At 67.7% G+C, this 6,827-nt stretch carries 6 protein-coding genes and 2 tRNA genes; all 8 read left to right on the forward strand.

What is annotated here, in order from left to right:
* A partial coding sequence (locus tag FHP29_RS22765) for a toprim domain-containing protein (protein WP_240044511.1) occupies positions 1-1,312 on the forward strand: 1,312 nt, incomplete at its 5' end.
* Between the two features lie 129 nt (positions 1,313-1,441).
* Positions 1,442-4,066, forward strand: a complete 2,625-nt coding sequence (gene gyrA, locus FHP29_RS14395) for a DNA gyrase subunit A (RefSeq protein ID WP_420813431.1) — start codon at positions 1,442-1,444, stop codon at positions 4,064-4,066.
* Positions 4,066-4,566: a DUF3566 domain-containing protein gene (locus FHP29_RS14400; RefSeq protein ID WP_139623554.1), complete on the forward strand. Its 501-nt coding sequence runs from the start codon at positions 4,066-4,068 to the stop codon at positions 4,564-4,566. The genes gyrA and FHP29_RS14400 overlap by 1 nt, the downstream gene beginning before the upstream one ends.
* 122 nt (positions 4,567-4,688) lie before the next feature.
* Positions 4,689-4,762, forward strand: a tRNA-Ile gene (locus tag FHP29_RS14405).
* Between the two features lie 58 nt (positions 4,763-4,820).
* Entirely contained in the window at positions 4,821-4,946 is a 126-nt protein-coding gene (locus tag FHP29_RS22770; protein WP_240044512.1) for a DLW-39 family protein, read from the forward strand.
* Positions 4,947-5,003: 57 nt separating this feature from the next.
* Positions 5,004-5,079: transfer RNA gene (locus FHP29_RS14410), tRNA-Ala, on the forward strand.
* A 142-nt stretch (positions 5,080-5,221) separates the two neighbouring features.
* On the forward strand, positions 5,222-5,896 hold the full coding sequence (locus tag FHP29_RS14415; protein WP_139623555.1) for a hypothetical protein: 675 nt from the start codon (positions 5,222-5,224) through the stop codon (positions 5,894-5,896).
* Between the two features lie 20 nt (positions 5,897-5,916).
* On the forward strand, positions 5,917-6,827 hold a 911-nt coding region (locus FHP29_RS21770; protein ID WP_158296573.1), incomplete at its 3' end, for a PDDEXK family nuclease.

A 6,827-nucleotide genomic window follows, 5' to 3' on the forward strand; every position in this document is an offset into this window, starting at 1 on the left:
GCTCGAGCAGGTCTTCCAGTACGAGCGCGGCCTGGCCGACTACGTCGACTTCCTCAACCGGCGCAAGCAGGTGGTCAGCCCGATCATCCACTTCGAGGCCGACACCGGCGACGCCGTACCCAACCCGATGAGCCTCGAGCTGGCCATGCAGTGGCAGGTCACCTCCTACAACGAGTCGGTCCACACCTTCGCCAACACGATCAACACGCCCGAGGGCGGCACCCACGAGGAGGGCTTCCGCGCGGCGCTCACCTCGCTGATCAACCGCTGGGGCGAGGAGTGGGGCCTGATCAAGAAGAAGGAGGACCGGCTCACCGGAGACGACATCCGCGAGGGCCTGACCGCGATCATCAGCCTCAAGATCTCCGAGCCGCAGTTCGAGGGCCAGACCAAGGCCAAGCTCGGCAACACCGAGGCGAAGGGCTTCGTGCAGTCGGTGGTCAACGACCAGCTCGGCGCCTGGCTGGAGCAGAACCCGGGCGAGGGCAAGGAGATCATCCGCAAGGCGCAGGCCGCGGCGACCGCGCGGATCGCGGCCCGCAAGGCCCGCGACCTGGCCCGCAACCGCAAGGGCCTGCTCGGCGGCGGCAGCCTTCCCGGCAAGCTCTCGGACTGCCAGTCGACCAATCCCGAGGAGTGCGAGGTCTTCATCGTCGAGGGTGACTCGGCGGGTGGCTCGGCGCGCCAGGGCCGCGACCCGCGGATCCAGGCGATCCTCCCGATCCGCGGCAAGATCCTCAACGTCGAGAAGGCGCGCATCGACAAGGTCCTGGGCAACCAGGAGGTGCAGTCGATCATCTCCGCGCTCGGCACGGGCATCCACGAGGAGTTCGACGAGGCCAAGCTGCGCTACCACAAGGTCGTGCTGATGGCCGACGCCGACGTCGACGGCCACCACATCAACACCCTGCTGCTGACGCTGCTGTTCCGGTTCATGAAGCCGCTGATCGAGCACGGCTACGTCTACATGGCCCAGCCGCCGCTCTACCGCCTGCGCTGGAACAAGCCGCACGAGCACGAGTTCGTCTACTCCGACGCCGAGCGCGACGCGCTGATGCGCGACGGCCTCGAGCAGGGCAAGAAGCTGCCGAAGGAGAACCCGGTCCAGCGCTACAAGGGTCTCGGCGAGATGAACGCCAAGGAGCTGTGGGAGACCACGATGGACCCGACCCAGCGGCTGATGCTGCAGGTGACCCTGGACGACGCCGCGCAGGCCGACGAGATCTTCTCGATCCTCATGGGCGAGGACGTCGAGCAGCGCCGCTCCTTCATCCAGCGCAACGCCAAGGACGTCCGCTTCCTCGATATCTGAGTCTCTAGCGTATTCCTTAGATATCGATAGATCGAGCCAGAAAGAGCAATCGTGACGGAGACCCAGAGCAACCTCGGCGGCGACGGGACGGGCGGCGGGCGGGTCGAGCCCATCGAGCTGCAGACCTCGATGCAGCGCGCCTACATCGACTACGCCATGGCCGTCATCGTCGGCCGGGCCCTGCCCGACGTACGCGACGGCCTCAAGCCGGTGCACCGCCGCGTCCTCTACGCGATGTACGACGGCGGCTACCGCCCCGACCGCGGCTTCTCCAAGTGCTCGCGCGTGGTCGGCGACGTCATGGGTCAGTACCACCCCCACGGCGACACCGCGATCTACGACACCCTCGTCCGCCTCGCCCAGCCGTGGGTGATGCGCGCGCCGCTGGTCCAGGGCCAGGGCAACTTCGGCTCGCCGGGCAACGACTCCGCCGCGGCCATGCGTTACACCGAGTGCCGGATGGCGCCGCTGGCCATGGAGATGGTCCGCGACATCGAGAAGGAGACCGTCGACTTCCAGCCCAACTACGACGGTCGGTCCGAGGAGCCGGTCGTCCTGCCGGCGCGCTTCCCCAACCTCCTGGTCAACGGCTCGGCCGGCATCGCGGTCGGCATGGCGACCAACATCCCGCCGCACAACCTGCGCGAGGTCGCGGCCGGCGCCCAGTGGGCCCTCGAGCACCCCGACGCCACCCGCGAGGAGCTCCAGGACGCGCTGATCGAGCGGATCAAGGGCCCCGACTTCCCCAACGGCGCGCTCATCGTGGGCCACCAGGGCATCGAGCAGGCCTACCGCACCGGCCGCGGCTCGATCACCCAGCGCGCGGTGATCGAGGTCGACGAGGACAACCGCGGGCGCACCTGCCTGGTCATCACCGAGCTGCCCTACATGGTCAACCCGGACAACCTGGCGCTGAAGATCGCCGAGCTCGCCGACTCCGGCAAGGTCCAGGGGATCAGCGACGTCCGCGACGACACCTCCGACCGCACCGGCCAGCGCCTCGTCGTCGTCCTCAAGCGCGACGCCGTGGCGCGCGTCGTCCTCAACAACCTGCTCAAGCACACCGAGCTGCAGACGAACTTCTCGGCCAACATGCTGGCGCTCGTCGACGGCGTCCCGCGCACGCTGAGCATCGACCAGTTCATCAGCAACTGGGTCGAGCACCAGGTCGAGGTCATCCGGCGCCGCACCGAGTACCTCCTGCGCGAGGCCGAGAAGCGGGCCCACATCCTGCGCGGACTCGTCAAGGCGCTCGACATGCTCGACGAGGTGATCGCCCTCATCCGGCGCTCGCCCGACGTGGCCGAGGCCAACATCGGCCTCCAGCAGCTCCTCGACGTCGACGAGATCCAGGCGACCGCGATCCTCGGCATGCAGCTGCGCCAGCTCGCCGCCCTGCAGCGCCAGAAGATCATCGACGAGCTCGCCGAGATCGAGCTCGAGATCGCCGACTACAAGGACATCCTCGCCAACGTCACCCGGCAGCGGCAGATCGTGGCCGACGAGCTCACCGAGCTCGTCGAGAGGTACGGCAACGACCGTCGTACCCAGATCATCGCGGCCGACGGCGACCTGTCCATGGAGGACCTGATCCCCGACGAGGAGCTGGTCGTCTCGATCACCCGCGGCGGCTACGCCAAGCGGACCCTGGCCAGCCAGTACCGCACCCAGAAGCGGGGCGGGAAGGGTGTGCGCGGCGCGTCGCTGCGCGGCGACGACGTCGTCGAGCACTTCATCTCGACCACCAACCACCACTGGCTGCTGTTCTTCACCACGGCCGGGCGGGTCTATCGGATCAAGGCCTACAACCTTCCCGAGGCCTCCCGCGACGCCAAGGGCGGCCACGTCGCCGGGCTGCTGTCGTTCCAGCCCGACGAGTCGATCGCCCAGGTGCTCGCGATCCGCGACTACGAGCAGGCGCCGTACCTCGTCCTGGCCACCAAGAAGGGCCTGGTCAAGAAGACCCGGCTCGGCGACTACAACAGCCCGCGTCAGGCCGGCGTCATCGCGATCAACTTCCGCGACGACGACGACGAGCTGATCGGCGCGGAGCTGGTCAGCAGCGACGACTCGATCCTGCTGGTCTCGCGCAAGGGCCAGTCGATCCGCTTCGGCGCCGACGACGAGCAGCTGCGGCCGATGGGCCGGGCGACCTCGGGCGTCACCGGCATGAAGTTCCGCGACGGCGACGCCGTCTTGTCGATGACCGTCATCCGGGCCGCCGACGCGGCGCTCGAGGAGAGCGACGAGAACGTCCAGTACGTCTTCACCATCACCGACGGCGGCTACGCCAAGCGCAGCCGGATCTCGGAGTACAAGATCCAGGGCCGCGGCGGTCTCGGCGTCAAGGCGATGAAGCTGGAGAACGAGGAGCGCGGCTCCCTGGTCGGAGCGTTCATCGTCGTCGACGGCGACGAGGTCCTCTCCATCACCCAGTCCGGCCAGGTCGTGCGCAGCCCCATCAACGACGACTTCCGGCCCACCGGCCGCTCCACCCAGGGCGTGAAGTTCGTCAGCCCCAAGAAGGGCGACGCCGTCGCCGTCGTGGCCCGCTCCGTCGAGGCCAAGGAGGCCGAGGACGAGGGTCTCGAGGAGGCCCCGGTCGAGGGCGCGGTCGAGGGCTCTGCCGAAGGTGCTGTGGAGGGTACGGCGGGCGCGGGCGAGGGCTCGACGGAATCGCCGGTTCAGGCTCCGGATGCCACAATCGAGGCATCCGAGGCCACCTTCGAGGCCGATGGGGAGAGTGAGGACTGATGACCGATCGCGTCGAGGACACCGTGGTGCGGCCGGCTGCCGGCCGTCCCGCCGGCGCGCCCTCGGCGTCCGGCCCCGTCCCGCCGGCCCCCGGCGCTGCCGCCGGAGGAGCGCCCGCCCGCGGCCGCGCTCCCCGGCGCGCCCGCCTGCGCCTGACCCGGATCGACCCCTGGTCGGTCATGAAGACGTCCTTCCTGCTCTCCATCGCCTTCGCGGTCGTCACCGTCGTCTCGGTCGCGATGGTCTGGCAGGTCCTCGGCGCCGCCGGCGTGTGGGACTCGATCAACTCCACGATCCAGGAGGGCATCGGCGGCGAGGACGTCGCCTCCTTCCGGATCGAGGACTACGTCGGCACCAGTCGCGTCCTCGGCTTCACCATGCTCGTGGCCGCCATCGACGTCGTCCTGATCACGGCCGCGGCCACCCTGGTCGCCTTCCTCTACAACATGTCGGCGGCCCTCCTCGGCGGCGTCGAGATCACCCTCGCCGAGGACAACTGACCCACCCCGGTGGTTGAGGTGGGAGGCGAAGACGCCCCGTTTTGTCCCCCGCTCACCCGCTCCGGTAAGGTCTGTCCTCGGCTTGCTGCCGAGGGGCTTCCACCCAGAGCAGCGAGTCACCCGGGCCTATAGCTCAGACGGTTAGAGCACCACACTGATAATGTGGGGGTCAGAGGTTCAAGTCCTCTTAGGCCCACGGAAAGCCCCGGCCGCGCCAGTCGCGGACCGGGGCTTCTTCGAAGAAGGAGCGGTTCATGAAGAAGGCTGTTCTCGCGATCCTCGGGTTGGTCGGCGTCGTCCTCGCCGGCAAGAAGCTCCAGGAGAGCAAGGCCGAGCAGGCCCTGTGGGCCGACGCCACCGACACCCTCCCCAAGAACTGAATCACCCCCGGACGTCGAGGAGGTCGCGCAGCGACCGTCTCGAGACGCCCGGAACACGGGGCCTTGGCGCAATTGGTAGCGCACCTGCTTTGCAAGCAGGGGGTTAGGGGTTCGAGTCCCCTAGGCTCCACCAGAAAGCCGCGGGCCTGCGCTCGGTTCAGGCTGTGGCACAGGCGCACGGTGATGGGCTGCGCCGGTCTCTTCGCGCCGGCATTCTCAGGCCGTCTGTCAGCAACAGCGGTGGATGTGTCGGCCGATGGGTGGATGGTAGCCGCATGACAGGGCAGTTCGACTCGGCTCGCATCCTCGAGGCTCTGGCCGAGAGCCGGCCGATCTTCCACTCTGAGGCCGATTTCCAGTTTGCGTTCGCTTGGCAGGCGAAGTCGGCGAACCCGGACCTTGCGGTCCGGCTCGAGACTCATCCCGAGCCACAAGTTCGCCTCGACCTTGAGCTGGTGGAACCCTCGGGCCAGGGCATCGCAATCGAGTTGAAGTACATGACCCGGCGCTGGTCAGGAACGGTTCGCGGAGAGGCCTACGCGCTCAAGAACCATGGGGCCTCCGACCTTCGAGGCTACGACGTGGTGAAGGACGTCGCTCGCGTCGAGCGCTTTGTCGCAGCGCGTCCCGGTTGGCGCGGCGTCGTCATCGTCCTCACGAACGAAGCGGGCTATTGGCGATCGCCGGGACATGGACGGGTGACCAACGCTGATGCCTTCCGGCTTTACGACGGAACCATTCTCTCGGGCGAGCGGAGATGGGGCCCCAACACGGGCGGCACTGCACGTGGCCGCGAAGCGCCGCTGGTCCTCCGAGGCACACATACGCTGACGTGGATCGATTACAGCAAGCTCGATGGCAGTGCGGCCGGTTCGTTCCGCGCGCTCGTCATCCCGATTGGACCGGACGCGAGTCCAGGTGGGAGCTCGGCACCATGCTCTATGACTTGACCCTTGGCTCATTGACAGCCGTGACCAAGACCAGCTTCCAGGCTGAGAAAGTCCTCGAACGCACCCATCTTCAAGCCGCGATCCGCGACCAGATCGGCGTACTCGGCGACGACCTGATGGTGATCGCCGAGGAGTTCGGAGACTTCGAGGCGACCCATCGGCGCATCGATCTCCTTTGCGTCGACAAGTCAGCCCGCCTCGTCGTCGTCGAGCTGAAGCGCACCGAGGACGGCGGTCACATGGAGCTCCAGGCGCTCCGGTACGCCGCGATGATCTCGGTGATGACCTTCGACGACGTCGTGAAGACGTTCGCCGCCCACCTCACGAAGGCCGAGGGCGCGCCCGTCGATTCCGACGACGCGCGTGCCCGCCTGCTCGAGTGGCTCGACGATGCGGACGAAGAACCTGTCGTGCCGCGACAGGTCGCGATCGTGCTCGCGTCGGCGGACTTCAGCCAGGAAGTCACGACGACGGTGCTGTGGCTCAACGAGTTCTACGGGATGGACATCCGCTGTGTCCGCCTCTCGCCGTACAACCTCGATGGTCGGCTTCTCCTCGATGTCCAGCACGTCATTCCTCTGCCGGAGGCGGCCGAGCTGACCGTCAAGCTCAAGAAGCGCGAGGCGGCGGTGAAGAAGGCTGCCGAGTCGGCGAAGGACTTCACGAAGTTCGTCATCAGAACGCCAACGGAGCAGTCAGCGCCGCTCCCGAAACGCCACGCCATGCTGCGCATGGTCGAGGCTGTGCGCGAGGCGGGCGTGACCTGCGAGCAGATCGCAGCTCTGCTGCCCGCGAGCAAGTTCCGTGCGGTCGAGGGACCGTTCGCAGAAGGGGCGTCGCTCTGGGACGCGATGGTGGGCCAGCTGGGCCTCAAGCCGGATCAGGCCGGACGGTGGCACCTCAACGCACCCTTCCCAGACGGCGACACCGT

Origin of the sequence: Nocardioides albidus, assembly GCF_006335005.1 — a bacterium.
GTDB lineage: Bacteria > Actinomycetota > Actinomycetes > Propionibacteriales > Nocardioidaceae > Nocardioides > Nocardioides albidus.

Excerpts from the sequence above, each read along its gene's own strand:
- FHP29_RS14415 (WP_139623555.1), top strand. The coding sequence starts at position 5,222 with ATGACAGGGCAGTTCGACTCGGCTCGCATCCTCGAGGCTCTGGCCGAG.
- gyrA (WP_420813431.1), top strand. The coding sequence starts at position 1,442 with ATGCAGCGCGCCTACATCGACTACGCCATGGCCGTCATCGTCGGCCGG.
- FHP29_RS22770 (WP_240044512.1), top strand. The coding sequence starts at position 4,821 with ATGAAGAAGGCTGTTCTCGCGATCCTCGGGTTGGTCGGCGTCGTCCTC.
- FHP29_RS14400 (WP_139623554.1), top strand. The coding sequence starts at position 4,066 with ATGACCGATCGCGTCGAGGACACCGTGGTGCGGCCGGCTGCCGGCCGT.